At 55.6% G+C, this 26909-nt stretch carries 25 protein-coding genes and 1 rRNA gene; 22 read left to right on the plus strand and 4 right to left on the minus strand.

Going from position 1 to position 26909, the window contains the following annotated elements; translation table 11 throughout:
• Positions 1–147: 147 nt before the first annotated feature.
• Positions 148–260: ribosomal RNA gene (rrf, locus tag B9Z46_RS14365) — 5S ribosomal RNA — on the plus strand.
• Between the two features lie 94 nt (positions 261–354).
• Here rrf and B9Z46_RS14370 read toward each other — a convergent pair.
• Together B9Z46_RS14370 and B9Z46_RS14375 are read right to left on the minus strand one after the other, a co-directional pair.
• A complete protein-coding gene (locus B9Z46_RS14370; protein WP_108257285.1) occupies positions 355–1275 on the minus strand; it encodes an MBL fold metallo-hydrolase in 921 nt (306 codons plus the stop codon).
• 4 nt (positions 1276–1279) lie between these two features.
• A complete protein-coding gene (locus tag B9Z46_RS14375; protein ID WP_108257286.1) occupies positions 1280–2968 on the minus strand; it encodes an AMP-binding protein in 1689 nt (562 codons plus the stop codon).
• 181 nt (positions 2969–3149) lie between these two features.
• Between B9Z46_RS14375 and B9Z46_RS14380 the strand changes: the two genes are divergently transcribed.
• Genes B9Z46_RS14380 through B9Z46_RS14415 form a run of 8 tightly spaced genes read left to right on the plus strand, consistent with a single transcriptional unit; the run spans position 3150 to position 11835 of the window.
• Positions 3150–3821 carry a GNAT family N-acetyltransferase gene (locus B9Z46_RS14380; protein ID WP_158268446.1) on the plus strand — a complete coding sequence of 224 codons (672 nt, stop codon included), beginning with the start codon at positions 3150–3152 and terminating at the stop codon, positions 3819–3821.
• 47 nt (positions 3822–3868) lie between these two features.
• Positions 3869–4807 (plus strand): HlyC/CorC family transporter, encoded by a 939-nt coding sequence (locus B9Z46_RS14385; RefSeq protein WP_369907462.1) that lies wholly within the window; start codon positions 3869–3871, stop codon positions 4805–4807.
• A 2-nt stretch (positions 4808–4809) separates the two neighbouring features.
• Positions 4810–6543 (plus strand): apolipoprotein N-acyltransferase, encoded by a 1734-nt coding sequence (lnt, locus tag B9Z46_RS14390; RefSeq protein WP_233246030.1) that lies wholly within the window; start codon positions 4810–4812, stop codon positions 6541–6543.
• Between the two features lie 45 nt (positions 6544–6588).
• On the plus strand, positions 6589–7503 hold the full coding sequence (gene glyQ, locus B9Z46_RS14395) for a glycine--tRNA ligase subunit alpha (protein ID WP_108257323.1): 915 nt from the start codon (positions 6589–6591) through the stop codon (positions 7501–7503).
• A gap of 14 nt (positions 7504–7517) precedes the next feature.
• Entirely contained in the window at positions 7518–9647 is a 2130-nt protein-coding gene (gene glyS, locus B9Z46_RS14400; protein ID WP_108257288.1) for a glycine--tRNA ligase subunit beta, read from the plus strand.
• Between the two features lie 27 nt (positions 9648–9674).
• Entirely contained in the window at positions 9675–10238 is a 564-nt protein-coding gene (gene gmhB, locus B9Z46_RS14405; protein ID WP_108257289.1) for a D-glycero-beta-D-manno-heptose 1,7-bisphosphate 7-phosphatase, read from the plus strand.
• Positions 10235–11002: a 1-acyl-sn-glycerol-3-phosphate acyltransferase gene (locus tag B9Z46_RS14410; protein ID WP_108257290.1), complete on the plus strand. Its 768-nt coding sequence runs from the start codon at positions 10235–10237 to the stop codon at positions 11000–11002. Before gmhB ends, B9Z46_RS14410 begins: the two co-directional genes overlap by 4 nt.
• A gap of 20 nt (positions 11003–11022) precedes the next feature.
• Positions 11023–11835 carry a M48 family metallopeptidase gene (locus tag B9Z46_RS14415; RefSeq protein WP_108257291.1) on the plus strand — a complete coding sequence of 271 codons (813 nt, stop codon included), beginning with the start codon at positions 11023–11025 and terminating at the stop codon, positions 11833–11835.
• A 16-nt stretch (positions 11836–11851) separates the two neighbouring features.
• Here the strand turns inward: B9Z46_RS14415 and B9Z46_RS14420 are convergent, their stop codons facing one another.
• Positions 11852–12967, minus strand: a complete 1116-nt coding sequence (locus B9Z46_RS14420; protein ID WP_108257292.1) for an MBL fold metallo-hydrolase — start codon at positions 12965–12967, stop codon at positions 11852–11854.
• Positions 12968–13099: 132 nt separating this feature from the next.
• Here B9Z46_RS14420 and B9Z46_RS14425 point away from each other — a divergent pair, with 132 nt between their 5' ends.
• From B9Z46_RS14425 to B9Z46_RS14465, 9 genes are read left to right on the plus strand one after another with little or no spacing between them, the layout of a single operon-like run.
• A complete protein-coding gene (locus B9Z46_RS14425; protein ID WP_055359211.1) occupies positions 13100–13513 on the plus strand; it encodes a MerR family DNA-binding transcriptional regulator in 414 nt (137 codons plus the stop codon).
• Positions 13510–13953 (plus strand): PaaI family thioesterase, encoded by a 444-nt coding sequence (locus tag B9Z46_RS14430; protein WP_233246031.1) that lies wholly within the window; start codon positions 13510–13512, stop codon positions 13951–13953. The genes B9Z46_RS14425 and B9Z46_RS14430 overlap by 4 nt, the downstream gene beginning before the upstream one ends.
• 20 nt (positions 13954–13973) lie before the next feature.
• Positions 13974–15152 carry an isovaleryl-CoA dehydrogenase gene (locus tag B9Z46_RS14435; protein WP_197274889.1) on the plus strand — a complete coding sequence of 393 codons (1179 nt, stop codon included), beginning with the start codon at positions 13974–13976 and terminating at the stop codon, positions 15150–15152.
• Between the two features lie 12 nt (positions 15153–15164).
• Positions 15165–15821, plus strand: coding sequence for a carbonate dehydratase (gene can, locus B9Z46_RS14440; protein ID WP_108257294.1), 657 nt, complete (start codon positions 15165–15167; stop codon positions 15819–15821).
• Between the two features lie 38 nt (positions 15822–15859).
• The gene (locus B9Z46_RS14445) at positions 15860–17062 is read left to right on the plus strand and encodes an acetyl-CoA C-acyltransferase (RefSeq protein WP_108257295.1); all 1203 of its coding nucleotides are present in this window, start codon (positions 15860–15862) and stop codon (positions 17060–17062) included.
• Positions 17063–17088: 26 nt separating this feature from the next.
• Positions 17089–17769, plus strand: coding sequence for an SDR family oxidoreductase (locus B9Z46_RS14450; protein WP_108257296.1), 681 nt, complete (start codon positions 17089–17091; stop codon positions 17767–17769).
• A gap of 19 nt (positions 17770–17788) precedes the next feature.
• Positions 17789–18919, plus strand: a complete 1131-nt coding sequence (locus B9Z46_RS14455; protein WP_108257297.1) for an acyl-CoA dehydrogenase family protein — start codon at positions 17789–17791, stop codon at positions 18917–18919.
• Positions 18916–19338: a YchJ family protein gene (locus B9Z46_RS14460; protein WP_369907463.1), complete on the plus strand. Its 423-nt coding sequence runs from the start codon at positions 18916–18918 to the stop codon at positions 19336–19338. The genes B9Z46_RS14455 and B9Z46_RS14460 overlap by 4 nt, the downstream gene beginning before the upstream one ends.
• Positions 19339–19366: 28 nt before the next feature.
• Positions 19367–20044, plus strand: a complete 678-nt coding sequence (locus tag B9Z46_RS14465; protein ID WP_108257298.1) for an HAD family phosphatase — start codon at positions 19367–19369, stop codon at positions 20042–20044.
• Here the strand turns inward: B9Z46_RS14465 and B9Z46_RS14470 are convergent.
• A complete protein-coding gene (locus B9Z46_RS14470; RefSeq protein ID WP_233246032.1) occupies positions 19987–21057 on the minus strand; it encodes an AraC family transcriptional regulator in 1071 nt (356 codons plus the stop codon). The genes B9Z46_RS14465 and B9Z46_RS14470 overlap by 58 nt on opposite strands.
• Before the next feature lie 96 nt (positions 21058–21153).
• Here B9Z46_RS14470 and B9Z46_RS14475 point away from each other — a divergent pair, with 96 nt between their 5' ends.
• Genes B9Z46_RS14475 through B9Z46_RS14490 form a run of 4 tightly spaced genes read left to right on the plus strand, consistent with a single transcriptional unit; the run spans position 21154 to position 26902 of the window.
• Entirely contained in the window at positions 21154–22776 is a 1623-nt protein-coding gene (locus B9Z46_RS14475; RefSeq protein WP_108257299.1) for a carboxyl transferase domain-containing protein, read from the plus strand.
• A gap of 18 nt (positions 22777–22794) precedes the next feature.
• Entirely contained in the window at positions 22795–23940 is a 1146-nt protein-coding gene (locus tag B9Z46_RS14480; protein WP_055359200.1) for an acyl-CoA dehydrogenase family protein, read from the plus strand.
• A gap of 38 nt (positions 23941–23978) precedes the next feature.
• Positions 23979–24776, plus strand: a complete 798-nt coding sequence (locus B9Z46_RS14485; protein ID WP_108257300.1) for an enoyl-CoA hydratase/isomerase family protein — start codon at positions 23979–23981, stop codon at positions 24774–24776.
• A gap of 56 nt (positions 24777–24832) precedes the next feature.
• On the plus strand, positions 24833–26902 hold the full coding sequence (locus B9Z46_RS14490; RefSeq protein WP_108257301.1) for an acetyl/propionyl/methylcrotonyl-CoA carboxylase subunit alpha: 2070 nt from the start codon (positions 24833–24835) through the stop codon (positions 26900–26902).
• Positions 26903–26909: the final 7 nt, after the last annotated feature.

Genomic DNA, 26909 nt, shown 5'->3' on the forward strand with positions numbered 1-26909 from the left:
ATCGCTTGTCTAGCAATAGACAGGTTCACGATCAAGGCTGTTATGCCAAGTTTGACGCATTCAAAATATGGCTGAAAAGCCGATCTAATTCGAACTCTGTGAATTTGCTGGTTTGACCGTGGTGGTCAGACGAGCACAAAAGTTTTGCCTGATGACCATAGCGAATTGGTACCACTCCTTCCCATCCCGAACAGGACAGTGAAACGATTCAGCGCCGATGATAGTGCGGGTTCCCGTGTGAAAGTAGGACATCGTCAGGCTCTTATAGCGAGAAACGCCCCATAGAAATATGGGGCGTTTTTTTTTTCGTCCAATATTTGCAGTGATCGTTTGGTTCACTGACACCGTCAAGTGTTAAACATTGACGAGCATGTGGCCTTGAAATTCCAATGCTTGGCTTCTTTCCAGGTCTTTCAACATCAGCATCACCCAGTCTGTGATGGGCGTGCCCGCACTGTAGGTGCGGTGCAGTATTTGAAAATAACGAACCTTGCTGGCCCAATCAATGAACTTGTCTTGTTCAACCTGATGCAATTCCAACAGTTTGTATTTCAAGAGTACTTTGGCGCCGTACTTGGCGTGCTTCGCGGGATTTTGCACAAAGCCATCCAGTTTGTGTCTGGCATTGGCAAGCGCGGCATCGACCTCTTGAAAAACGGCACCATGACCTGGAATGACCCAAAGCGGATGCAAAGATTCAATCAAGTCGAGTGTGTTGGCAACTTCTTCAAAGGCAGCAATCCCTTCCATCTCTGGAAACACCACACCAAATCCATTGGCCCACAAAGCATCCGCCGATATCAAAATGCGGTGCTGAGGTTCAAACAAAATGACTGAATGCGGATCGTGACCGGGTGCCGACATCACTTGCCAATCCAAGTTGGCCATTCTTAAAGTTTGTCCTGCATGCAGGACATCAGAAAAGCCAAACCTTGGGCAAACTTGTCCTGTCGCGTCATAACTCAAGGCCGCCGCATCCCACGCGGCAACAGCTCTCGATTCGCCAGGCGGAATCAAGGTGTACAGTTGCGGGTAAGTCCGTTGCAGCAAGGCGTTGCCACCACAGTGATCGCTGTGTAAGTGGGTATTAACCAACCTGTCTAATTGGCGATCGCCCAAGGCCTTTTGGATCAGCATCAAGGTTTGATCTTGGTGCGTCACATAGCCACTGTCGACCAGTGTGCTGGAGCCTGCGTCCGTTAAAAGAATGTTGTTGGCCGACAGCCAACCGCGCTCAAAAACTTGCAGTCCAGAAATGTTGAGCGCGTTGGGCATTCAATCAGTGTGTGTTGGTTCGCAGTTCACGTCGCAAAATTTTGCCGACGTTGGATTTGGGCAATTCATCGCGGAATTCAATGTACTTGGGTCGCTTGTAGCCCGTGAGGTTGTCGTGGCAATAACGTGCCACGGCATCTTCGGTCAGCATGCTGTCGCTTCGGACCACAAAGACTTTGATGACTTCGCCTTGCATGCTGTCGGGAATGCCGATGGCGGCACACTCGATCACACCAGGGCACATTGAAATCACATTTTCCAATTCAGATGGGAACACATTGAAGCCGCTGACAATGATCATGTCCTTCTTGCGATCGACAATTCTGAAGTAACCCTCTTCGTCCATGATGCCCACGTCGCCCGTGCGCATGTAGCCGTCGGGTGTGAAGGCCTTGCGTGTTTCTTCTTCTTGTTTGTAATAGCCGACCATGACGTTGGGTCCGCGAATGCAAATTTCACCCGACTCGCCTTGGGGCAAGCTGTTGCCCGCATCGTCTTTGATGGCCAATTCAATGCTGGGCAATGGCAAACCAATGTTGCCGCTGAACGATGTGCGTGTCACAGGATTGTTGGTGCCAATGGCACAAGTTTCACTCATGCCCCAGCCTTCGATCATGGCACTTCCCGTTGCAGCTTGCCATGCGCGTGCAGTACCTTCAGAGGCCGCCATGCCACCTGCTTGGGTCAAACACAGGTTGGAAAAATCAACCGACTTGAACATGGGATGTTGCAACAAGGCATTGAACAGGGTGTTCACCCCAGGCAACATGTGGAAGGGGCGCTTTTTAAGCGTTTCAATGAACTTGGCAAAGTCGCGGGGATTGGGCACCAAGGTAAGGTGCGAGCCTTGACGAATTGCCAAGAAACACAGCGTCAACGCAAAGATGTGATACAGAGGCAAAGCCGCAATGCTGTTCACTTTGCGCAAATCGGGCAAGCGTTCGAGTGCCGGCGCAAACCATGTCTCGGCTTGCAAGATGGCCGCCACAATGTTGCGGTGGGTGAGCACAGCACCCTTCGACAAGCCTGTCGTACCACCGGTGTATTGCAAAAAGGCAATGTCGTCCAAGGTTTGAGGAACGGCCTTGAAGGACAAGTGACGGCCCGCTGCAATCGCGTCCTTGAAAGACGTGACCTTGTGATGGTCGCCCAGTGGCAACTCAAACTCGGGCACCATTTTGGCCAAGTGACGAACAGCAAACGTGATCCAACGGCCATACACGGGTCCTAGCAAATCACCCATCGAAGCTAGCACGGTGTGCTTGATTTGGGTGTGCTCAATCACTTCTGCCAAGGTATGGGCGAAGTTCTCCAGAATCACAATGGCACTGGCGCCGCTGTCTTTCAGCTGGTGTTCTAATTCACGGGCTGTATAAAGCGGATTGACATTCACGCAGGTGTAGCCAGCGCGCAAAATGGCCGCCATGGTGACGGCAAATTGCGGAATATTGGGCAACATCAGGGCCACGCGATCGCCCGGTTTCAGGCCTTGCGCTTGAAACCAGGCGCCCAAAGCTTGGGACAGTTGATCCAACTCGCGGTAAGTCATCCACCGCTCCATGCAGACCGAAAAGGGGCTGTCTCCGTGGTGTTGAAATGCGCGAGTGAGTAAATCTGTTAACGAGGCATACTCGTTGGGGTCAATTTCGTGTTTGACGTTGGCAGGGTAATTCTTAAGCCAAATCTTGTCCATGTACTGCTCCTAGGAATGCTGACATTGTCATCATTCTGCAGAAAGATCACCATGAGGCATTACCCCTGAAGCAGGTGCGGAAAACCGCTTTTCGTCCCCTAAGCGACAAAATTGTTGTGGACTTCATGTCCTAGCGCACAGACAGATTTGCAAACTTGTGCAAAAATGCGGGTAAACCCTTATGACTCAACTCGCTGCTCTCACCAAATCCCTGTGGCGTCGCTGGATGCTGTGGATCCCTATTCGCATCTTGAGTGCCAAGCATCGGCCCAAGATTGCTGCGCATTTGAAAAGTCTGGGAACGCAGGATCGGTATTTGCGATTTGGCTATCCTGCCACCGATGAGCAGATTGACGGCTACGTCGCCAAATTGGATTTTGTGCGAGACGACATCTATGGCGTCTTCAACCGTCGGCTGCAAATTGTCTCGATGGCGCACTTGGCCTTTTCGGTCGATCCGCAGTGGGCCACCTGCGCCGAGTTTGGGGTGTCGGTCGATCTGAAGATGCGGGGCAGGGGCTTGGGCGCGCGCATGTTCGACCGCGCCATGACCCGCGCCCGCAACGAAGGCGTGTCCTTGATGTTCATTCATGCCTTGAGTGAGAACACGCCCATGCTGAAAATTGCGCGAAAGGCCGGTGCCCGTGTTGAGCGCGACGGCAGTGAGAGCGATGCCTACCTGAGCCTTCAGCCTGCCAATTTGGACAGTCAAATGCATGAATTCTTGGAAGAAGGCATGGCCGATTTGGACTTCCAGATCAAAACCCGGGCGCGACAATTCCTCCAACTGCTCAGAACCATGCAAGAGGTGCGCCGAGGTGTACGCGATGCGCGCCACCAATCGGGCGTTTAATCCGCTATCCTTGAGGTTCTGCAACAACGGCATTTGCCCATTTGACTGTGTCCGACCCTCACCCTGCGCGTTTGAATGAACGTGACGACAAACACGATTCGAAACACGATCCCAAACGTGAATTAAAGCGTGATTCAAAGCGCGAAGACAAACGCTCTTTTTTGCAAAAACTGGCAGAGTTCATTCACCCAGGTCCCGACTCCAAAGACGAGCTGATCGAAACACTCGCAGAGGCCGAGGACAACGACATCATCAATGCGCAAAGTCGATTCATGCTGGAAGGTGTGATTCGAATGGCCGACATGACGGCAGGCGATGCCATGGTGGCCGCCCCCCGCATGGAGTTGTTGTCGATTGATGCGCCCTTTGATGAGTTGCTGCATCAGGTGATTGACACCGCACATTCCCGATTCCCTGTTTACGAAGGCGACCGCGAGAACATCATTGGCATCTTGATGGCCAAAGATTTGCTCAAGCTGCAACGCGCGCCAGAGCTCAACATTCGTGCATTGTTGCGTCCCGCCGTGTTTGTGCCCGAGAGCAAAGGGCTCAATGATTTGCTCAGGCAATTCAGAGACAACCGGCAACACTTGGCCATCGTGATTGATGAGTTTGGCCGCACAGCTGGCCTCATCACCATTGAAGATGTCCTCGAAGAAATTGTGGGCGAGATCGAAGACGAATTTGACATCGAAGAAGAAGCCGGCGACATCTTCGGCTTGGCGGATCAAACTTACCGCGTCAGCGGCGACACATCTTTAGAGCGAGTGTCAGAAGCCTTTGGTGTGAAGCTCAACCCCGATGTGGTCGACGAAGAAACACATGACTTTGACACCATCGGCGGCTTGATTGCCCACGAGATGGGGCATGTGCCGCAACGGGGTGAAAAGTTCAGCTTGTCGGGCTTGGATTTTGTGGTTCTGCACACGCGCGGCGGTGCTGTGCGGTGGTTCAAGGTGTCGCCCACCTCTCGCCCTAAAAAATGAACATGTGGGCATTCGGCGCTTCATTGTTGGCCGGTGTTTTGCATGGTTTTTCAATGGCATGGCCAACCTTTGCGTTGGGCGATGCCTTGGGCATTTCGGGGCAATCGTTTGGCACTTTGCAAGGCCTCAGTTTGGCCTGCTTAGGCGCTTTGCTTTTGCAAGCTGCATCACAAGAATCTGAATTCACAAACTTCACCAACACGCGCCGCTCAAACCGCACTGGCCCCAAAGCTTGGGTGAAGGGCTTCAAGATTGCAGGCCTGTTTGCCACAGCCGCCATGACCTCCACATGGGGCTGGCTGTATGTGTCGATGCATCAATACGGCGGACTGCCTTCATGGCTGGCGTGTTTGGCTGTTGTGCTGCTGGCCATGGCATTGGCCGGCTACTTTGCAATCGCAGGTGGCCTTTGGGTGTTGCTGTATCGCCGTTGGCTCTTGAATGCGCGCCATCAAGAAGGACGGTATGTCACCCACCCTCAAAGCTTTTTGAGAAAGTCTGAATTCAACTTGGCGATGGCAGGTGCCGTATTGTTTGCGGCCTTGTGGACGCTGGCTGAATTGGCCCGAGGCCAATGGTTCACAGGCTTTCCTTGGGGCGCTGCGGGCTATGCACATGGACAAAGTGGCTTGGCCGTCTATGCGCCTTGGGTTGGGGTGTATGGCATGGGTGCCATCGCCGCTGGCTTGGCCATGGCGCTGCCGCTGATGCTGTCTATTTGGATGGCTGGACGCACGCGTGCCTGGCTGTGGTTGTTGGCGCTTTGCGTCTTGTTGGCTGCGTTGATTCCCGCCGCACTTCAGCATTGGCCTCAGTCCTTCACGCAGCCGGCCGGCACCATGAAGGTTCGCCTGCTGCAAGGCAATATTCCGCAAGACGAGAAGTTCATCCCAGGACAAGGCGTGCAGATGGCGCTCAGTTGGTACGGCGAACAATTGCTGTCCAACACAGAGACCTTGGTGGTCACCCCCGAAACGGCCATTCCCGTTTTGCCACAGCAACTCTCGCCTGCTTATTGGCAAACGCTCAACAACAAATACCAAACGCCAGTCGCTTTGCCCGGACAGCCAATGCCTGCCCAACTGGCATTGATCGGTCTGCCCATGGGGGGCGCCAATGTGGGCTATAGCAACTCGGTGTTGGCGTTGGGTCCTGACACCTCAATGTACCGTTACGACAAACAACATCTGGTGCCCTTTGGTGAATTTGTACCGCCGTTTTTTCAGTGGTTTGTGCGCCTGATGAACATTCCTTTGGGTGACTTTGGTCAGCAGCGTTCTAAGGCTGGTGTGATGACTTGGCAAGGTCAACGTTTGTTGCCCCAAATTTGCTACGAAGATTTGTTTGGCGAGGAAGTGGCGAAATACTTTGCGAACACGGACCAGGCCCCTACCGTGCTGGTGAACATGAGCAATTTGGCGTGGTTTGGCAACACCACCGCGCCCGCCCAACATACCGCCATCTCGCAACTGCGTGCTTTGGAATTTCAACGTCCTGTCATTCGCGCCACCAACACGGGCTTGACCGCTTTGATTGACGCCAAAGGTGAGGTGAAGGCCTCACTGCCTGTGTTCACGCGCGGCGCGTTGGTGGGGGAGTTTGAAGGGCGCACGGGGCTCACGCCTTACGCGCAATGGACCTCGCAATGGGGTTTGTGGCCGCTTTGGTTGCTTTGCGGCTTAATTGTTCTTGTTTTGGGGGCGTTTTTCCGGCGCGCTAGGTCTCAGGCGATTTAAAATCAAGGGTTGCCACCGATGTACGGGGGCCTAATTTTTTCAGCCATGTTGACCTTCCAACAAATCATTTTGAAACTGCAGTCCTACTGGGATGCTCAGGGGTGTGCATTGTTGCAACCCTATGACATGGAAGTCGGTGCTGGCACTTCACACACCGCCACGTTTTTGCGCGCCATTGGCCCCGAGCCATGGAAGGCCGCCTATGTACAACCCAGCCGCCGTCCAAAGGATGGCCGTTATGGCGAAAACCCAAACCGCTTGCAGCACTACTACCAATACCAAGTGGTCTTGAAGCCAGCACCTTCCAACATTTTGGATTTGTATTTGGGCTCGCTTGAAGCCTTGGGCTTCGACCTCAAAAAGAACGACATTCGTTTCGTGGAAGACGATTGGGAAAATCCAACGCTGGGTGCTTGGGGTTTGGGCTGGGAAGTTTGGCTTAACGGCATGGAGGTGACGCAGTTCACGTACTTCCAACAAGTGGGCGGCATTGATTGCAAACCCATCACCGGCGAAATTACCTACGGTCTTGAGCGCCTGGCCATGTACTTGCAAGGTGTCGACAACGTTTACAACTTGAAGTGGACCGACACCCTCAGCTACGGCGATGTGTACCACCAAAACGAGGTGGAGCAGTCCACCTACAACTTTGAGCACTCTGACGCTGAGTTCTTGTTCACCGCGTTCTCCGCTTACGAAAAACAAGCGCAGCATTTGATTGGTGCGCAGTTGGCTTTGCCCGCTTACGAGCAAGTTCTCAAAGGTGCGCATACTTTCAATTTGCTCGACGCACGCGGCGCCATCAGCGTCACGGAGCGTGCGGCCTACATCGGTCGCATTCGCAATTTGGCGCGTGCCGTGGCACAAAGTTATTTAGAAAGCCGAGAGCGTTTGGGCTTCCCCATGGCGCCTCGCGAGTGGGTTGAACAGTTAAACGCGCTGAGCAAAAAAGCAGCCTGAAGGTAAGCATCCAAATGACACATCAAAACCTTCTCGTTGAATTGTTTGTTGAAGAGTTGCCACCCAAGGCACTCAAAAAATTGGGCGAATCATTTGCCAACGTGTTGTTCGAGCAGCTGCGCGACGCCGGTTTAACCGATGCGCAATCGGTGGTCACCGCTTATGCCTCGCCACGTCGATTGGCTGCACATGTGACGCAAGTGGCCGCACAAGCTGCCGACAAAGCTGTTCAGCAAAAACTGATGCCCGTTGCTGTGGGCCTCGATGCCAGCGGCAATGCCACACCCGCCTTGCTCAAAAAATTGCAAGCCCTTGGTGCTGACGTCAGCAATCCGGCTGCTGTGGTGGCTTCACTGAAGCGCGCCCCCGATGGCAAAGCGGAAGCTTTGTTCTATGACAGCGTGGCCAAAGGTGCAAGCCTGCTGCAGGGTTTGCAAAAAGCATTGGACGAAAGCTTGGCCAAGTTGCCTATTCCCAAGGTCATGACCTATCAGCTGGAAACCGACTGCGAATTGCCCGGTTGGACCAGTGTCAACTTTGTGCGTCCTGCGCACGGCTTGGTCGCTTTGCATGGCAAAGAGGTGGTGCCCGTTAAAACTTTGGGCTTGAAGGCGGGTCAGCAAACGCATGGTCATCGCTTTGAAGCCAATGTGTCGCCCGTCATCATTCAAGACGCCGACAGTTATGCCGCCACTTTGGCGCGCGACGGTGCCGTGATTGCCAGCTTTGCGGAGCGCCGTGCAGAAATCGTGAAGCAACTCCATGCCGCTGCTGCCAAAGTAGGCGGCGGTGCCAAAGCCATTGAAGACGAAGCCTTGTTGGATGAAGTCACGGCCTTGGTGGAGCGTCCCAACGTGCTCACCTGCGAATTTGAAACACAGTTTTTGGAAGTGCCTCAGGAGTGTTTGATCCTGACCATGAAGGCCAACCAAAAATACTTCCCGCTGCTCACCGCAGAGGGCAAGCTCACCAACAAGTTCTTGGTGGTCAGCAACATTTCGCCAACCGATGCCAGCGCTGTGATTGGCGGCAACGAGCGCGTGGTGCGTCCCCGCTTGGCCGATGCCAAATTCTTCTTCGATCAGGATCGCAAGAAAACATTGGCATCCCGCGTCGAGGGTTTGAACAAGGTGGTGTACCACAACAAACTGGGCACACAAGGCGAGCGCATGGCGCGCGTGCGCGGCATTGCCAAAGCTTTGGGACAAGCCCTGGGCGGTGATGCATTGGCGCAAGCTGCCGACACTGCAGCCCAGTTGGCCAAAACCGATTTGCTGACCGACATGGTGGGCGAGTTCCCCGAGTTGCAAGGCATCATGGGCGGCTACTATGCGCGCCACGATGGCTTGTCGACCGACATTGCCGATGCCATTGAAGACCATTACCGTCCCCGCTTTGCTGGAGACGAGTTGCCCCGCAACAACGTGGGCTTGGTGGTGGCCTTGGCCGACAAACTCGAAACCTTGGTGGGCATGTTTGGCATTGGCAACTTGCCAAGCGGCGACAAAGATCCGTTTGCCCTGCGCCGTCACGCCTTGGGCGTCATTCGCATGTTGATGGAAAAAGATTTGGCGCTCGATTGGCGTCAGCTCTTGGCTTTGTCGGTGCCTGTGTTTGGCGACAAGATTACTGATCCTTCTGAAGCCCTCACCACCTTCTTGTTTGACCGTTTGGCTGGCGCATTGCGCGAGCAAGGTTACAGCGTTCAAGAAGTGGACGCGGTGTTGGCTTTGCATCCTGCACGCTTGGGCCAGGTGCCCAAGTTGTTGGCAGCAGTGCGCGCCTTTGCGGCTTTGCCCGAAAGCCCCGCCTTGGCTGCTGCCAACAAGCGCATTGGCAACATCTTGAAGAAGGCCGATGAGGTCGATCCGCATGTCAATCCTGCACTGCTGAAAGAATCAGCCGAGCAAGCCTTGCACGAAGTGATGCAACGTTTGCTGCCCGAGTCTGAGGCTTTGTACAAAGCAGGTGACTACACCGGTTCATTGCAAACACTGGCCGCATTGCGTTCGCCCGTGGATGCGTTCTTTGACGACGTCATGGTCAACGCCGAAGAAATGGATGTGCGTTTAAACCGCCAAGGTTTGCTCAAGTGCTTGCATGTGGCCATGAACCGCGTGGCCGATTTGTCGCGTCTGGCATAAGCCACCACACATCAAACTGAGCAGCTCATGAAACTCGTCATTCTCGACCGCGATGGCACTCTCAATCACGACAGTGATGAGTACATCAAGTCGCCAGAAGAATGGCAGGCTTTGCCAGGCGCCCTCGAAGCAGTGGGCCGTTTGAATCACGCGGGCTACCACGTGGTGCTGGCCACCAACCAGTCGGGCTTGGGGCGTGGCTTGTTGGATGTGGCATCGCTAAATGCCATTCACAAACGCATGCTGAAGCAATTGGCGGCAGTGGGTGGTCGCATTGATGCCATTTTTTATTGCCCGCACACCCCCGAAGATGCCTGCACGTGCCGAAAGCCTTTGCCGGGTTTGATTGAGCAAGTGGCCGATCGCTTTGGCATCGACGTGAAAGATGTGCCCTTTGTGGGCGACAGTTTGCGCGACATGCAAGCGGCCGCCGCCGCAGGCTGTGCACCTCATTTGGTACAGACCGGCAACTCGCTGGCTTTACGCGGCGCAAGCTTGCCCCCCACATTTCCTGCGGGCACTCAAATGCACACAGACCTCAATGCATTTGTCGATGCACTCTTGAAGAAAACGCCGGAACACGCCTTATGAACTTCATTCGCTCATTGATTCACATGGTGTGGATGACCGTCACTGTCATCCCCTGGGCGCTGGTGGTGGTGGCAGCTTCGATGTTCATGAGCAGCAGCCGTTTGTACTGGTGGTGTGTCGCATGGCTGCGCAATGCCATCCACAGTGGCACTTACATCTTGGGCATTCAAAACCGCATCACCGGCATGGAGAACTTGCCGCTGGGTGAAAAAGACCCCGTCATTCTGTTGGTCAAGCACCAGTCCACGTGGGAAACTTTTTTGATGCCCGTCATCATGCCGCACCCCTTGGCCTATGTGTTCAAAAAAGAATTGTTGAGCGTGCCCTTCTTTGGCTGGGCCATGGGCCGCATGGACATGATTCACATCGACCGCAGCCAACGTGCGCAGGCTTTTCAGAAAGTGGTCACGCAAGGCAAACGTTTGATGGAACAAGGCGTCTGGGTCATCATGTTCCCTGAAGGCACGCGCATTCCACGTGGCCAAAAAGGGGTGTACAAAACAGGTGGCACTCGCTTGGCCATTGAAGCCGGTGTGCCTGTGGTGCCCATCGCGGTGACGTCTGCCAAATGCTGGCCCACCAAGGCCTTCATCAAAAAACCAGGCATTGTCGATATCTCCATTGGCAAACCCATTTCAAGTGTGGGTCGCCAACCTGAAGAGTTGATGCAAGAAGTGGAAAACTGGATTGAGGCTGAAATGCGACGCCTTGACCCAGAGGCCTATCCAGCTACCGATTCCGAGTCAGCTGCACCTGCCGCCTGAAGCTTGGACACAGAACACCGATGCGCAATCCGCTGCAACTTGTTCTTGATTTATTAAGTCCAGCGCCTGCGGCAGAGGTGCCGCCAACAACAAGACAAAGTTCGGGGCCAACCCTGACGCATCCCCGAGCCAACCGCGAAACGGTTTTGGAGGGTATGCGGGTCAGCTATTTGTTTCAACGCGTTCGCAGAAGGTCGATTGGCTTTGTGGTGGGCCCCGATGGTTTGGAGGTTCGCGCACCCAAGTGGGTCACCTTGAAAGAAGTGGAGCTGGGTCTGCAAGAGCGTGGCGAATGGGTGCTGCGCAAATGGGCTGAAGTGCAAGAGCGCCAAAAAAACATTCGGCAAATTGAATGGGCGGATGGTGCTAGCTTGGACTACTTGGGCAGCGCCATTCATTTGCGGCTGAGCCCTGAAGTGGGTCGCAGTGAACTGCATGACGGCTGTAAGCTCAAGCTGGCATTGCCTTTGAATGCGGAGGCGACACAAATTCGTGATGCGGTGCAAGCGTGGCTGATGCGTGAAGCGCGTGAATTGTTTGAGTCGCGTTTGAATTTCTTTGCGCCTCAAATGGGTGTGCAGTGGCGCAAGCTCAGTTTGTCGAACGCGGGTTCACGCTGGGGCAGTGCCCGCATCGATGGCGCCATTCGCCTCAATTGGCGGCTGATTCATTTAAAGCTAGAAGCCATTGATTATGTGGTGGTGCACGAGCTGGCGCACCTGCGCGAGATGAACCACAGCCCCGCGTTTTGGAAAGTGGTGGCCGAGATCTTGCCCGACCATGTGGAGCGCCGCAAAGCCTTGCAAAAAGAGAACTTGGCCAACTGGGCGTAAGCGCATGCTGGCGCGCTTACCGCAGCGTTTTAAACCGCCACACACCTTGCGCATCTTTGACGCGCGACATTTTTCCGTCAAACCACAGCGCGTGCAAATGCGCCACCGACTCGCCAATGGCAAACGTGGTCTGGTGAAAGTCCAAGGGCCGTTTGAAAATCACTTTGAGCATGTCGTGTGCGCTGCCTGCTTGCACGCTACAAGCTTCTAATACTTCGTCCAAGCGATCTTCATGGTGCTTCAACAATTGCGCTGTGCGCGTGTGCAAGCCCACAAAGGGTCGACCATGGGACGGCAACACCAAGGTGTCTGCTGGCAGCGGGTCAAAATGATGCAGCGATTGCATGAACAAGGACAGGGCATTGGCCTCGGGCTCTTGGGCATAAACGCTGACATTGGTGGAGATTTTGGGCAGCACCATGTCGCCGCTGATCAAGACATTGGCGGCTGCGCAGTGCAGTGCCATGTGTTCGGGTGAATGGCCCCAGCCACTGATGCAGCGCCAGGTGCGACCGCCAATTTGCAACTCGCGCCCGTGCATCAAGCGGTGATAAGCCTCCGGCACGGCGGGCACCATCTTGGCGTAATACGACACGCGGTCTTTGATTTGCTGTTGATCGGCGGTGTCGTTCCAGCCATGATCGGCAAAAAACCGTTGAGTGCTTAACCCGCCAAAGTTCGATCCACCTGTGGATGCCAACAGCGCGGCTTGGTACTCGGTGGCACTCATCCACAAAGGCGCATTGAATTCTGCACACAGCCAGTGTGCCAGGCCCATGTGATCGGGGTGCATGTGCGTGACCACCACGCGCAAAATAGGCAAACCCTTCATCGGGCCGGCCATCACTTGGCGCCAAGCTTCTTGCGTCCCGGGGTTGGTGACGCCGCAATCCACCACGGTCCAGCCGTGTCGAAGGCCTGTGGGTGTTTCTTCGGCATCGGCCAACAGCCACAAATTGATGTGGTCCAAGGCAAAGGGCAAAGCCATGCGGATCCACCAAACGCCCTCTGCCACTTCCAAAGCTTGGCCCAATTCGGGGAGGGTGGTGCCCAAAGGAAAGTGCAAGGCTTTTTCGCCGGCCAGCAGATCGGCGGGCGGCACTTGCGGTGGTGAGGTGGTGGTTTGGGTCATGGCAAATCTGAGTTGGGGAAATTTCCCGTCGATAGATTGACGTTTACGTTAACGTCAATTACAGTGGAGGCATTGTAAGACGCACCTGTCGACCCCGTCTGTCGCCTGTGCGCAAGCAGGAAAGCAAGCACCATGGCAACACAATTTTCAATCAGCGACTTGGCCAAGGAATTTGACCTGACCACACGCGCCATTCGCTTTTACGAAGACATGGGCCTCTTGGAGCCCGAGCGCTCAGGCCCTGGCGGCCGCAACCGGGTTTATTCGTCTCGCGATCGCACCCGCCTCAAGCTCACCTTGCGCGCCAAACGTCTGGGCTTGTCACTCACCGAGGCCAAAGAACTGATTGACATGTACGACAGCCCCCGCGACACAGGCCCTCAACTGAAAAAGTTTTTGGTGGTGTTGGCCGAGCATCGCCAACAATTGGAATCGCAACTGGCCGACTTGCATGCCACGCTGGAAGAGGTGAAGACGCATGAAAAAGATGCGCGAACTTTGCTGGCCAAGGCCGATAAGTTGGCGCAGAAAAAGGGCGCTGCATGAGCACCCATGATTTGACCAGCCCGATGGCGCAGCGCGTTGCGGCCAGCATGGCGCGGCAAGGCCTGATGGTGCATTTGGATGCGAAGCTGGTGCGTGTGGAAAAAGGCGAAGTAGAAATTGCGCTGCCTTATACCGACAAGGTGACGCAGCAACAAGGTGGTTTCCATGGCGGTGCCATGGGTGCACTGGCCGACATTGCGGGTGGCTACGCTGGCCTCACGGTTCTACCTGAGGGCATGGAAGTCGTCACCGCCGAATACAAAATCAATTTTTTAAGCGCTCACCAAGAAGGTGAATTGCGCGCAATTGGCAAGGTGGTCAAAGGCGGTAAAAGAATCGTCGTGACCACAGCTGACGTTTTCCATATTGATGCACAAGGCAAGAAATCCTTGTGCGCCGTGATGCAACAAACCTTGGTGCCTGTTGCACAAACCTACTGAATGAATTGGGAGAGATGACCATGAACATGCCAGGCTTGAATTTTCAATTGGGTGAAGACATTGACGCGCTGCGCGATGCCGTGCGCGATTTTGCGCAAGCCGAAATTGCACCGCGTGCTGCTGAAATCGATCGCACCGATCAGTTTCCCATGGACCTGTGGCGCAAGATGGGTGAGGTGGGTGTCTTGGGCATTACCGTGCCCGAAGCCTATGGTGGCGCCAACATGGGTTACTTGGCGCACATGATTGCCATGGAAGAAATTTCTCGCGCATCGGCCAGCGTGGGCTTGTCGTATGGCGCACACAGCAATTTGTGTGTGAACCAAATCAAGCGCAACGGCACCGAAGCGCAAAAGCAAAAGTACCTGCCTAAGCTGATCAGTGGCGAGCACGTGGGTGCATTGGCCATGAGCGAGCCAGGCGCTGGCTCTGACGTCATCAGCATGAAGCTCAAAGCTGAAGACAAAGGCGGCTACTACGTGCTCAACGGCAACAAGATGTGGATCACCAACGGCCCCGATGCAGACACCTTGGTGGTCTATGCCAAAACCGAACCCGAGATGGGCGCGCGCGGCGTCACCGCATTCTTGATAGAGAAAAACATGAAGGGCTTTTCCATTGCGCAGAAGCTGGACAAGTTGGGCATGCGCGGCAGCCACACAGGCGAGTTGGTCTTCCAAAACGTGGAAGTGCCAGCAGACAACATTTTGGGCGGCCTCAACATGGGTGCCAAAGTGTTGATGAGTGGTTTGGATTACGAGCGTGCTGTGCTGGCCGCCGGTCCTTTGGGCATCATGCAATCGGTGATGGACAACGTCATTCCCTACATCCACGATCGCAAGCAGTTTGGCCAAAGCATTGGTGAGTTTCAACTGATTCAAGGCAAAGTGGCCGACATGTACACCGTGTTGCAAGCGGGCCGGGCGTTTTGCTACACCGTTGGCAAAAACCTCGACATGCTGGGCACCGACCACGTGCGTCAAGTGCGCAAAGACTGCGCCAGTGTCATTTTGTGGTGTGCTGAAAAAGCCACTTGGATGGCCGGCGAAGGCGTGCAGATTTTTGGTGGCAATGGCTACATCAACGAATACCCCTTGGGCCGCCTGTGGCGCGATGCCAAGTTGTACGAAATTGGTGCCGGCACCAGCGAAATTCGCCGCATGCTGATTGGGCGTGAACTGTTTGCGGAAACTTGCTGAGAAAATGCAGGCATGACTTCAAAACACCTTTCTCACCTCTTTGACAACAACCGCATTTGGGCCGAGCGCATGGAGCGCGAGCAGCCTGGCTTCTTCAACCATTTGGCGCAGCAGCAGTCACCCAAATATTTGTGGATCGGTTGTTCCGACAGCCGTGTGCCTGCCAATCAAATTACCGGCCTCGAGCCCGGTGAGGTGTTTGTGCACCGCAACGTGGCCAATGTGGTGGTGCATTCCGATTTGAATGCCTTGTCGGTCATTCAATATGCGGTGGACGCGCTCAAAGTAGAGCACATCATTGTCGTGGGTCACTATGGATGTGGTGGTGTTTTGGCTGCCACCCGCGGCACGCGCATTGGTCTGGCCGACAACTGGCTGCGCCATGTGCAAGACGTGCGCTTGCGTCATCGCCAACGCTTGAACCATTTGCCACAACAGCAACTTGAAGACGCCATGTGTGAGATGAACGTCATTGAGCAAGTGGGCAACGTGGCTTTGTCTAATGTCATGCAAGACGCTTGGGGCCGCGGCCAAAAGATTGCCGTCCACGGTTGGGTCTATGGCTTGAACGATGGCCTGGTCAAGGACATGGACGTCACCATGACAGGCTCACACGAGGTGGTCGATGTGTTTCGGCGCGCCTTCAAACGCTACCCCCGCGGTGCGTAAACCATTTTTATCTTTTCATTCGATCTGGAGAATTTCAAATGACCCCATCACATGACCCCGTCGTCATTGTCAGCGCAGCACGCACGCCCATGGGCAGCTTTCAGGGCGACTTTGCGTCCTTGGCGGCACATGACTTGGGCGGCGCTGCCATCAAAGCGGCCGTAGAACGTGCCGCCGCAGGTTCTCAGTTCAGTGCCAATTTGGTGACTGAAGTGTTGTTTGGCAATTGCCTGATGGCAGGCCAAGGCCAAGCACCTGCGCGTCAAGCGGGCTTCAAAGGCGGTCTGCCCAAGAGTGCAGGCGCCGTCACCATGTCCAAGATGTGTGGCTCTGGCATGCGCGCCGCCATGTTTGCGCACGACATGTTGGTAGCAGGTACGCACGATGTGTTGGTGGCTGGCGGCATGGAAAGCATGACCAACGCACCCTACTTGATGCTCAAGGGCCGCGGTGGTTATCGCATGGGCCACGACAAAATTTACGACCACATGATGCTCGATGGTTTGGAAGACGCGTACGAAGCCGGCCGCTCCATGGGCACCTTTGGTGAAGACTGCGCTGCCAAGTACAACTTCTCGCGCGCAGAGCAAGACGCCTTTGCCATTGCCAGCGTGGAGCGTGCCAAGGCCGCTACAGCTTCTGGTGCATTTCAAGCGGAAATCACACCTGTCACCTTCAAAACACGTGCCGGTGAAACCACCGTGTCTGTGGACGAAGGTCCTGGCAAAGTGAAGCTAGACAAAGTGACCAGCTTGAAACCTGCGTTCAAAAAAGACGGCACCATCACTGCCGCTTCAAGCTCATCGATCAACGATGGCGCTGCAGCACTGGTCATGATGCGTCAAAGCACCGCAGACAAATTGGGATGCAAACCTTTGGCACGCATTGTGAGCCACGCCACACACGCGCAAGAACCTGAATGGTTTGCCACAGCCCCAGTGGGTGCCACGCAAAAAGCCTTGGCCAAAGCCGGTTGGACTGTTGGCGATGTGGACTTGTGGGAAGTGAACGAAGCCTTTGCTGTGGTGCCCATGGCCCTCATGAAAGAGCTCAATGTGCCACACGAGAAGGTGAACGTGAACGGTGGTGCGTGCGCCTTGGGTCACCCGATTGGCGCATCCGGTGCGCGCATCATGGTGACGCTCATTCACGCACTCAAAGCACGTGGCCTGAAAAAAGGTTTGGCCACACTGTGCATCGGTGGCGGTGAAGGCACTGCGGTCGCGTTGGAATTGGTTTAAGCGAAAGTTCAGCAAGGAGCCCAGCGATGAAAACTGTTTTGATCTTGGGCGCCTCGCGCGGCATTGGCTTTGAATTTGCGCGTCAATATGCCGCCGATGGCTGGCGCGTGTTGGCCACAGCGCGCGATGATGAAGGCTGTGCCAAGCTGCAGGCTGTGGGCGCAGAAACTTTCAAACTCGATGTGGCCAAGCCTGCCAGTGTGAGCGGTCTGTCTTGGCGCTTGGATGGCGAAAAAATTGATGTGGCTTTGTATGTGGCGGGTGTGATGGACCGCGCCTCGCCGCAAACACCGCCCACACAACAAGTGTTCGATGACCTCATGCACGCCAATGTGTTGGGCGCCATGCAGGCCTTGCCGCAAGTAGCGCCTTGGGTGGCTGACGCTGATGGCACCTTTGCCTTTGTCAGCAGCCGCATGGCCAGCCTTGCGTTGACCGACAGCGGCCGGGCTGCTTTGTACAAGGTGAGCAAAGCCGCCCTCAACATGGTGGTGCGCACGGCACCTTCTGATTTTCCCAATGTCACTTGGTTGGCGCTCAGTCCGGGTTGGGTGCAAACCGACATGGGCGGTGACGCTGCGCCTCTCACCGTGCAAGACAGTGTGACGCAAATGCGTGCCACGCTTGAAGCGGCCAGCGGCGCCAAGCAACGCGCTGCTGTTCAAGGTCAGTTTTTAAATTACGACGGAACCACCTTGCCTTGGTAGGCAAACTAGAAAGAACCCCATGCTGTTGACCCCCGATCAAGAAATGATTCGCGACGCTGTGCGCGCATTTGCCAAAGAACAACTGTGGCCCAACGCCGCCACCTGGGACAAGACTCACGAGTTCCCCAAAGACGCGCACAAAGGTTTGGCGGCCTTAGGTGCCTATGGCATTTGTGTGCCCGAGTCCTTGGGCGGTGCCAATTTGGATTACCTCACGCTCGCCTTGGTGCTGGAAGAAATTGCCGCCGGAGATGGTGGCGTCAGCACCACCATCAGCGTCACCAACTGCCCCGTCAACGCCATCCTCATGCGCTACGGCAACGATGCGCAAAAGCAAAAGTGGCTGACACGTTTGGCGCAAGGTGAATTGCTGGGTGCGTTTTGCTTAACCGAACCGCATGTGGGCTCGGATGCTTCAGCCTTGCGAACTACTGCCACGCGCAAAGGCGATGCCTATGTGATCAATGGCGTGAAGCAGTTCATCACCAGCGGCAAGCATGGCGATGTGGCCATCGTCATTGCCGTGACTGACAAAGGTGCAGGCAAAAAAGGCATGAGTGCGTTCATTGTGCCCACAGCCACACCGGGTTACCAGGTAGCGCGCTTGGAAGACAAGCTGGGTCAGCATTCCAGTGACACTGCGCAAATCAATTTTGAAAACTGCGAAGTGCCTGCCGAGAATTTGATTGGCCAAGAAGGCGAAGGTTACAAAATCGCTTTGTCTGCCCTAGAAGGAGGCCGCATTGGCATTGCGGCACAAAGCATTGGCATGGCGCGCAGTGCGCTAGAGGTGGCCATTGAGTACGCCAAGCAGCGAGAAAGTTTTGGCACGGCCATCTTCAATCACCAAGCCGTGGGTTTCCGTTTGGCCGATTGCGCCACGCAACTGGAAGCTGCACGTCAACTGATGTGGCACGCTGCGTCATTGCGCGATGCTGGCCTGCCTTGTTTGAAAGAAGCGGCCATGGCCAAGTTGTTTGCCAGCGAAGCGGCCGAAAAAATCTGCAGTGCGGCCATTCAAACTTTAGGGGGCTATGGCGTGGTCAGCGACTTTCCAGTTGAAAGAATTTACCGCGACGTGCGTGTGTGCCAAATTTACGAAGGCACCAGCGACGTTCAAAAAATCATCATTCAAAGGGCCTTGGCTTGACTTTGCCTGCACCCCAGTTGTGTCCCTGCGGCGGCGCACCCACCGCCTTGAAGCGCAAGGGCACAGAGGTGGCCTATGCAGATTGCTGCGGTCGTTTCATTGAGCAAGGCGAGTTACCGCCCGATGCGCTGCACTTGATGCGCTCGCGCTATACCGCCTTTGTGTTGGAAAACGCGGACTACCTTCAGCACACTTGGCAAGCGGCGCACCGACCCGAAACATTGGACTTTGACGAGGGCGCCAAATGGCTTTGTCTAGAAATCAAAGACTTTGTCGACACAGGCTTCCAAGACGGACAAGCCACCGCTGAAGTCGTGTTTGTGGCGCGCGTGCGCGTGGCTGGCAAAGCGCATCGCCTGCATGAGCGCAGCCGTTTTGTGTGCGAACAAGGGCAGTGGCTTTACGTCGAAGCCATTTGAACGGCGTTGTAGCGGTTAACATCGGCGCATGAATTTTCAAGCCGTACTCTTTGATTGCGATGGCGTGCTGGTCGACAGCGAGCCCATCACCAACGCCGTGTTGCGTGACATGCTGGAAGAGCGAGGCTGGGTGATGTCGCCCGAAGAATGTTTTCGTTACTTTGTTGGCAAAGCCGTCAAAGATCACAAGGCAGAAATTGAAGCCCGAACAGGTTTGCCGCTGACCGAGGAATGGCTGCACGCTTTCAGGATGCGCCGCAACGATGCGCTTCAAGCCGGTCTGCAAGTGATGCCGGGAGCGCACGATGCGGTGTCGGCGGCCTACGAATTGACGCAAGGCGCCATTGCCTGCGCCTCAGGCGCAGACCGCTACAAAGTTGAAATGCAACTGACGCACGTCGACTTGATGCCGCATTTTGAAGGCCGTATTTTCAGCGGCCATGAAATGGCGCGAACCAAGCCAGCGCCCGATGTTTACTTGGCAGCAGCGGCCCATTTGGAATGTGACCCGAAACATTGCTTGGTGATTGAAGACAGCACTGCAGGCATTGAAGCAGGGGTAGCGGCCGGTGCCACCGTGTGGGCGCTCTGTGCCGATGAGGCGCTGGCCCCCGTTCTGTTGGAAGCGGGCGCCACCCAGCTGTTCCCTCACATGGGCGCTTTGCCAGACCTGTGGCGCGCATCCCGAAAAGCGGCAGGTGTTTGACCGGTCCATTGCTTGAACGCGCGGATAAAGCTTTTTTCATTTTGAAAGCCGGCGCTTTCGGCCACCTGCTTCACGGGCTTGCGAGTTCTTTGTAGCAATTCAATGGCGCGTTCGCGTCGCACTTCATCTTTCAAGACTTGCAGGCTGGTGCCTTCTTCCTTCAGCTGGCGGTGCAGGCTGCGTGGCGACAAATTCAACAGCGGCGCCAAGTCTTCTGCGCTGTGTGTGTCTTGTGGGTGCATGGCCAAGGCTTGTTTAACTTGTGTGAGCAGCAGGCGGTCTTTGCGGTATTGCAAGACCGTGAGCGTCAGCGCGGTTTCCAACATGCGCTGCAAGGCGGCTTCATCCCTGCGAAGCGGCAGTTCCAAGTAGCTGGCATTCATCACCAACTCTGACACCGCGTGGTCACTCGCAGAGGCTTCAGTGTAGCCAAATTGCACAGGCCCTTGAAACATCAAGGGGTACACCGCTTGGTGTGCTGGCGCTTCAAAAGCAAACTGCACTTGCTCGAGAGTGATGCGAGAGTCAATCAGCCAGCAGGCCACGCCATACAAATTGCGAAGAATGGACAGCACGCCAAATTCGCGTTGCGCACCCAAATCCTTGAGCTCTCTTAAGCGAATGTGCGCTTTGCCATCCAATTCTTCTACCGAGAGTTCAATGTCGTCGGTCACCAGGCCGTGATGCCGGCACCAACGCTTGAGCGCTACGCCCAACGTGGGTGAGGTGAGGGAGGCGCGCACCAGCATGCCGTAAGTGCCCCATGGCAACTGGCGGCTAAGGCAGCCCAAGACCTCGTCATCGAGCTCGTGCATGGCGAAGCTGGAGATGCGCTCCATTTGCAGGGCGGTGATGTGGGCGTTGGATTTTTTGGCCTGCGATGGCGTAATTTGTGCAAACTCAAGGGCCTTGGAGGGGCTTTTGTTTTGAGCGGCATAGGCGCGCAAAATAGCCTGAACAAAGGCCATGGGCGTGGCTGCTACTGGGGGTCTTTTGGCGGGGCTGGGACGCATGACCTATTCTGCGTCATTTTTGGCGCAATTTGCAACCTCTGAGTTTCCCACTTGGCATGGGTGCGGTCTATCCTTGCGCATCAGGAGATTTCAAACATGTCGGTGCTTCAAACCCAGCTCAACACCCGCTCAGCGGATTTCTTGGCCAATGCTGCAGCCCTGCAAGCTGCCGTTGACGACCTTCGCGTTCAATTGAAAAAGTCTGCGGCCGGCGGTGGCGAGAAAGCTCGCGCCAAGCACGTGGCACGTGGCAAGCTGCCTCCGCGTGAACGCGTGCAAATGTTGCTCGACCCTGGCACGCCCTTCTTAGAGATTGCCCCCTTGGCCGCGCACGCCATGTACCTCATCAAAGACGGCACCGAGGACGCGCCTTGCGCCGGCATGATTGCAGGCATTGGCCGCGTCAATGGCGTGGACTGCCTGATTGTCTGCAACGACGCAACCGTGAAGGGCGGCACCTACTACCCCATGACGGTCAAGAAGCATTTGCGCGCCCAAGAAATAGCGCAGCAAAACAACTTACCCTGCATTTACTTGGTCGACTCGGGCGGTGCCAACTTGCCCAACCAAGACGATGTTTTCCCCGATCGCGAACACTTTGGCCGAATCTTCTACAACCAAGCCAACATGAGCGCCTTGGGCATTCCGCAAATTGCGGTGGTCATGGGCAGTTGTACGGCAGGCGGTGCGTATGTGCCCGCCATGAGCGACGAAACCATCATTGTTAAAAATCAAGGCACCATCTTTTTGGGGGGCCCACCCTTGGTCAAAGCAGCTACGGGCGAAGTGGTCAGTGCCGAAGACTTGGGCGGCGGCGATGTGCACACACGCCTCTCAGGCGTGGCCGATCATTTGGCGCAAAACGACGCGCATGCCTTGGCCTTGGCACGCCAAGCTGTGGGTTCCCTGAACAGGAAGAAAAACATCGACATGCAACTGCGCGAACCCGTGGCGCCTTTGTACGAGAGTAAAGAAATTTACGGCGTCATTCCCGCCGACAGTCGCAAGCCCTACGACGTGCGTGAAATCATTGCACGCATTGTGGACGGCAGCGAATTTGCCGAATTCAAAGCACGCTTTGGCCCCACCTTGGTGTGCGGCTTTGCGCACATCGAAGGCATCCCTGTGGGCATCATTGCCAACAACGGTATTTTGTTTTCAGAGTCAGCACTCAAAGGCGCGCATTTCATTGAACTGTGCTGCCAACGCAAAGTGCCATTGGTGTTTTTGCAAAACATCACCGGCTTCATGGTGGGCCGCAAATACGAAAGCGAAGGCATTGCACGCAATGGCGCCAAGATGGTCACCGCCGTAGCCACCGCCAAGGTGCCCAAGTTCACCATCATCATTGGTGGCAGTTTTGGCGCAGGCAACTACGGCATGTGTGGTCGCGCCTTTGGTCCCCGCTTCTTGTGGATGTGGCCCAACGCGCGCATTTGCGTGATGGGCGGCGAGCAAGCCGCCGGCGTGTTGGCCACCGTCAAGCGCGATGGCATTGAAGCGCGCGGCGGCGCTTGGAGTGCCGAAGATGAAGCGGCTTTCAAGCAACCCATCTTGGACCAATTCGGCCATCAGTCGCACCCTTATTACGCCAGTGCGCGTTTGTGGGACGACGGCGTGATTGATCCGGCCGACACACGCCGTGTGCTGGCACTCGGTTTGTCGGCGTCCTTGAACGCCCCCATTGAAGACACGAAGTTCGGCATTTTCCGCATGTGATGTTTAAGAAAGAACACCATGACCTACACCTTTGACAACATTTACACCACGCCCGAGCACACCCTGCTGCGCGATCAAGTGGCCAAGTTCATTGCGCGCGAAGTCGAGCCTTTTGCGCAAGCATGGGAGGACGACGGCAAGGTGCCGCGCGAAGTGTTGCGCAAGATGGGTGACGCAGGCTTGCTCGGCTTGATGTACGACCCCGAGCTGGGCGGCGGCGGTGCCGATGCCATGGCGAACTTGGTGTTTGCCGAAGCCTTGTCTCAATCCACGTTTGCCGGTTTCATCATTACCGTGTTGGTTCACACCGACATGGCCAGCCCCCACTTGCACCACGCAGGCACGGCGGCGCAAAAAGCCAAGTACATGCCCCGCATTACGTCGGGCGAGTGCATCACGGCGGTGGGTGTGTCCGAACCTGGCGCAGGCTCTGACGTGGCAGGCATTCGCACCACGGCCAAACGCGATGGCGACCATTGGGTACTCAACGGCACCAAGATGTTCATCACCAACGGCGTGCATGCCGATTTGTATTTCATCGCCGCTAAAACCGGCGACGCGCGACATGCCATGTCGATGTTCATCGTAGAAAAAGGAACGCCGGGTTTCAGTGTGGGCCGCGCGTTGAACAAAACAGGTTGGTTGTCGTCTGACACGGCTGAGCTGGTGCTAGACAACGTGCGCATTCCAGATCATCACTTGTTGGGCGAAGAGAACAAAGGTTTTTATTCGGTCATGAAAAATTTCCAGACCGAGCGCATTGCCTTGGGCGCCATGGCCATTGGTCATTGCACCCGTGCGTTGGAACTCACCTTGGACTATGTGCGCCAACGCCCTGCTTTTGGTGGCACCTTGTGGGACAAGCAAGTGATTCGTCAACGCTTGGCCATGTTGGATGCCAAAACCCGCGCCGCTAGACAGTTCATGTACCACTGCGCGTGGAGCGTCACACAAGACAAAGACATTGTGCAAGAAGTGTCCATGCTCAAAGCACTCACCGGCGAACTGGTGAACGAAGTGGTGCAAACCTGCCAACAGTTCCATGGTGGCATGGGCTACATCCGCGAAACGGCCATCGAACGTTTGTGGCGCGATTCGCGCATTTTGGGCATTGGTGGCGGCGCCACTGAAGTGATGCTCGACGAAGTGGCCAAGCGCTACTGAACACGTCTAAACGCCAAAGAACAACAGAAAGTGAGCCGATGAGCACCGCAGAAAAAACACTGGACATCCGACGCCCTTCCAAGTGGGTGGCCGAGGTGTGGCTGAACCGACCCGATGTGCGCAATGCTTTCAACGATAACGTCATTGCTGAACTCACGGAAGCATTTCAAACCTTGTCTAAAGACAATGATTTGCGCGCCATTGTGCTGGGTGCGCATGGCAAGGCCTTTTGCGCAGGCGCCGACCTCAATTGGATGCGCGCAATGTCGGGCTACAGCTGGGAAGAAAACCGAGCCGACGCCCAAAAGTTGGCCGACATGCTGTGGACCTTGGACCAATGTCCGGTGCCCATCGTAGGCCGCTTGCAAGGCGATTGCTACGCAGGTGGCATGGGCTTGGCCTCGGTCTGCGATGTGCTGATTGCCTCCGACAACGTCACCTTCTGTTTGTCGGAAGCGCGTTTGGGTTTGTTGCCAGGCACCATCAGTCCGTATGTGGTGCGTGCCATGGGCGCGCAAGCAGCCAAGCGCTACATGGTAACGGCCGAAAGATTTTCTGCTACACAAGCACACGCCATGGGCATGGTGCACGAGCTTTGCACGCCCGAATCTTTGGACGCCAAAGTGGCCGAGATCGTCAACACCTTGTGCGGCAATGGCCCGCAGGCATTGCGCGCCTGCAAGCGCTTGGTGCAAGACGTGACCGATCGCGTGATTGACGAAACACTGCGCGCAGAGACAGCCAGGCGCATTGCCGACATCCGTGCCAGCGATGAGGGCAAAGAGGGTTTGGCGTCGTTCTTGCAAAAACGTCCTGCAAGTTGGACGCAGTCCTAAAGTGCCAAAGCACTGAACACATTACAAGAATTCAAAGATCAGACATCAGGCTTACCATGTTCAAAAAAATCCTCATTGCCAATCGCGGCGAAATTGCATGCCGAGTGGCGGCCACTGCTCAACGCATGGGCATTCAAACCGTGGCGGTGTATTCCGATGCAGACGCCAACGCCAAGCACGTGGCCGCATGTGACGAAGCCATTCATGTGGGCGGCGCCGCACCCAAAGACAGCTACTTGCGTTGGGAGGCCATCATTGAAGCGGCCAAGGCCACGGGTGCCCAAGCCATTCACCCCGGCTACGGTTTCTTGAGCGAGAACGAAGCCTTTGCGGAAGCCTGCGCCAAAGCGGGCTTGGTCTTCATTGGCCCCCCTGCATCCGCCATCCAAGCCATGGGCCTGAAAGCCGAGTCCAAACAACTGATGGAAAAAGCTGGCGTGCCTTTGGTGCCCGGTTATCACGGTGCCGATCAAAACCCAGAGTTACTCAAGCGCGAAGCCGATCGCATTGGCTACCCTGTCTTGATCAAAGCCAGTGCCGGCGGTGGTGGCAAAGGCATGCGCGCTGTTGAAAAGTCAGAAGACTTTGCCGAGGCTTTGGCCTCTTGCCAACGCGAAGCGCAAAACAGTTTTGGCGATCAAGCGGTGTTGATTGAAAAGTATGTACAGCGTCCACGTCACATCGAAATTCAAGTGTTTGGCGACACGCAAGGCAACTGCGTCTACCTCATGGAGCGCGATTGTTCTGTGCAGCGTCGCCACCAAAAAGTGCTGGAAGAAGCGCCTGCACCTGGCATGACCGAAGCACTGCGCAAGCAGATGGGCGAAGCGGCTGTGGCCGCTGCACGAGCTGTGAACTATGTGGGCGCAGGCACTGTTGAATTCATCGTGGAACAGCGCGACAACCAAGCCACTGGCCAAGTCGACATGAACTTCTTCTTCATGGAGATGAACACCCGCTTGCAAGTGGAGCATCCTGTGACCGAAGCCGTGACAGGTTTGGATTTGGTGGAGTGGCAGTTGCGCGTGGCCAGTGGCGAGCCTTTGCCACTCAAGCAAGCGCAAATCAAACTCACGGGTCATGCCATTGAGGCGCGCATTTGCGCTGAAAACCCCGACAACAATTTCTTGCCTGCCACAGGCCATTTGCAGGTTTACAAAAAGCCAGCGCACACGGCCTTTGAACGCGGCACCGTGCGTTTCGACGATGGCGTGCGTCAAGGCGACACCATCAGCCCGTATTACGACTCGATGGTGGCCAAGCTCATTGTGCACGGCGACACGCGCGAGCAAGCTTTGGCTTTGCTCGATCAATCCTTGGCGCAAACACAAGTGGTTGGCTTGGCAAGCAATGTGCAATTTCTGCGTCATGTGGTGCACAGCCCATCGTTTGCAGAAGCGCGTTTGGACACTGCGCTCATTCCGCGCGAAGCGGACGTGTTGTTCAACCAAGAACGCGTGGGCATGAACGTGGCTGCCGCCTCTGTGGTGGCGCACACCTTGCATCAAGAACAGTCAAAGCAAGGTCATGATCCGTTCAGCAAAAGCGATGCGTGGCAAAGTCATGCTGAAACCAGCCGTCGCTTCCCCTTGGAGTTTGCAGGCGAAACCCACACAGCTTGGTTGCTGTATGGCCACGATGGCCAGATGCAATTGACCTGGGGCGATGCGGCAGGCCCTGGCGCCAAAGGTGCGCACGATGAATTTTCTTTCACGGCCGTTCAGTCTGCGGGTCATCACGCGTCCAATGCATTGAACGTCACGTGGCAAGGCCAGCGCGTCACCAGTGAAGTGGTGTTGCAAGCGGGCAAGCCCGGTCTGCCAGCCGAGTTGGCACATGTGTTCACTGCGCATGGCGCCACCCGCATTCGCCTCATCAACCCCTTGGCCCATGCCGAAGGCGCGCAAGATGAAAAGGGTGGCTTAACCGCGCCCATGCCGGGCAAGGTGGTGTCCTTTGCGGTGAAGGCGGGTGACAAAGTGAAGGCTGGTCAAACATTGGCGGTGATGGAGGCCATGAAAATGGAGCACACCATTGCGGCGCCCAAGGACGGTGAAGTGACGGAGCTGCTCTACGCCCCAGGCGATCAAATTGCCGAGGGAGCAGAGTTGCTCAAGCTTGCGTAAACTCAAG

The sequence above is a fragment of the Limnohabitans sp. Hippo4 genome, assembly GCF_003063605.1.
GTDB lineage: Bacteria > Pseudomonadota > Gammaproteobacteria > Burkholderiales > Burkholderiaceae_C > Limnohabitans_A.

Coding starts and splice junctions, on each gene's coding strand:
- B9Z46_RS14480 (WP_055359200.1), top strand. CDS start 22,795: ATGACCTACACCTTTGACAACATTTACACCACGCCCGAGCACACCCTG.
- can (WP_108257294.1), top strand. CDS start 15,165: ATGACTTCAAAACACCTTTCTCACCTCTTTGACAACAACCGCATTTGG.
- lnt (WP_233246030.1), top strand. CDS start 4,810: ATGTGGGCATTCGGCGCTTCATTGTTGGCCGGTGTTTTGCATGGTTTT.
- B9Z46_RS14475 (WP_108257299.1), top strand. CDS start 21,154: ATGTCGGTGCTTCAAACCCAGCTCAACACCCGCTCAGCGGATTTCTTG.
- B9Z46_RS14465 (WP_108257298.1), top strand. CDS start 19,367: ATGAATTTTCAAGCCGTACTCTTTGATTGCGATGGCGTGCTGGTCGAC.
- B9Z46_RS14410 (WP_108257290.1), top strand. CDS start 10,235: ATGAACTTCATTCGCTCATTGATTCACATGGTGTGGATGACCGTCACT.
- B9Z46_RS14490 (WP_108257301.1), top strand. CDS start 24,833: ATGTTCAAAAAAATCCTCATTGCCAATCGCGGCGAAATTGCATGCCGA.
- B9Z46_RS14485 (WP_108257300.1), top strand. CDS start 23,979: ATGAGCACCGCAGAAAAAACACTGGACATCCGACGCCCTTCCAAGTGG.
- B9Z46_RS14370 (WP_108257285.1), bottom strand. CDS start 1,275: ATGCCCAACGCGCTCAACATTTCTGGACTGCAAGTTTTTGAGCGCGGT.
- B9Z46_RS14455 (WP_108257297.1), top strand. CDS start 17,789: ATGCTGTTGACCCCCGATCAAGAAATGATTCGCGACGCTGTGCGCGCA.
- gmhB (WP_108257289.1), top strand. CDS start 9,675: ATGAAACTCGTCATTCTCGACCGCGATGGCACTCTCAATCACGACAGT.
- B9Z46_RS14380 (WP_158268446.1), top strand. CDS start 3,150: ATGACTCAACTCGCTGCTCTCACCAAATCCCTGTGGCGTCGCTGGATG.
- B9Z46_RS14430 (WP_233246031.1), top strand. CDS start 13,510: ATGAGCACCCATGATTTGACCAGCCCGATGGCGCAGCGCGTTGCGGCC.
- B9Z46_RS14425 (WP_055359211.1), top strand. CDS start 13,100: ATGGCAACACAATTTTCAATCAGCGACTTGGCCAAGGAATTTGACCTG.
- B9Z46_RS14415 (WP_108257291.1), top strand. CDS start 11,023: ATGCGCAATCCGCTGCAACTTGTTCTTGATTTATTAAGTCCAGCGCCT.
- B9Z46_RS14375 (WP_108257286.1), bottom strand. CDS start 2,968: ATGGACAAGATTTGGCTTAAGAATTACCCTGCCAACGTCAAACACGAA.
- glyQ (WP_108257323.1), top strand. CDS start 6,589: ATGTTGACCTTCCAACAAATCATTTTGAAACTGCAGTCCTACTGGGAT.
- B9Z46_RS14470 (WP_233246032.1), bottom strand. CDS start 21,057: ATGCGTCCCAGCCCCGCCAAAAGACCCCCAGTAGCAGCCACGCCCATG.
- glyS (WP_108257288.1), top strand. CDS start 7,518: ATGACACATCAAAACCTTCTCGTTGAATTGTTTGTTGAAGAGTTGCCA.
- B9Z46_RS14450 (WP_108257296.1), top strand. CDS start 17,089: ATGAAAACTGTTTTGATCTTGGGCGCCTCGCGCGGCATTGGCTTTGAA.
- B9Z46_RS14445 (WP_108257295.1), top strand. CDS start 15,860: ATGACCCCATCACATGACCCCGTCGTCATTGTCAGCGCAGCACGCACG.
- B9Z46_RS14420 (WP_108257292.1), bottom strand. CDS start 12,967: ATGACCCAAACCACCACCTCACCACCGCAAGTGCCGCCCGCCGATCTG.
- B9Z46_RS14435 (WP_197274889.1), top strand. CDS start 13,974: ATGAACATGCCAGGCTTGAATTTTCAATTGGGTGAAGACATTGACGCG.